This is a genomic window from Mycobacterium mantenii, assembly GCF_001667865.1.
GTDB lineage: Bacteria > Actinomycetota > Actinomycetes > Mycobacteriales > Mycobacteriaceae > Mycobacterium > Mycobacterium mantenii_A.
This window is the reverse complement of sequence record NZ_LZJP01000129.1, coordinates 1-544: the sequence shown is the minus strand read 5'-3', so window position 1 is coordinate 544 and position 544 is coordinate 1. Positions and strand designations below refer to the sequence as shown.

Here is a 544-nt window from a genome sequence, read left to right as displayed (position 1 = left end):
CCTGCCGCCTCGCTGGTGTTGCTGACCACCGCGATGGCCGGGCCGACGTCGGACGTGCGGATTCCGCTCAACCGCGCGGTCGTGATGCTGGTGATCGACGTGTCGGAGTCGATGGCCTCCAACGATGTGCCACCCAACCGCCTCGCCGCCGCCAAGGAGGCCGGCAAGCAATTCGCCGACCAGCTGACCCCGGCGATCAACCTGGGGCTGGTGGAGTTCGCGGCCAACGCCACGCTGCTGGTTCCGCCGACGACCAACCGCGGCGCGGTGAAAGCGGGCATCGACAGCCTGCAGCCGGCCCCGAAAACCGCGACGGGAGAAGGCCTGTTCACCGCGCTGCAGGCGATCGCGACGGTTGGCTCGGTGATGGGTGGCGGCGACGGCCCGCCGCCGGCGCGGATCGTGCTGCTGTCCGACGGCGGCGAGAACAAGCCCTCCAATCCCGGCGATCCGCACGACGGCGTCTACACCGCGGCGCGGCTGGCCAAGGACGAGGGCGTGCCCATCTCGACGATCTCGTTCGGGACCAAGGGCGGCGAGATCG

General features: G+C 70.6%; 1 protein-coding gene. It reads left to right on the top strand.

Annotated elements, in window-relative coordinates; translation table 11 throughout:
• On the top strand, positions 1 to 544 hold a 544-nt coding region (locus A5688_RS25220; RefSeq protein ID WP_120312601.1), incomplete at both ends, for a VWA domain-containing protein.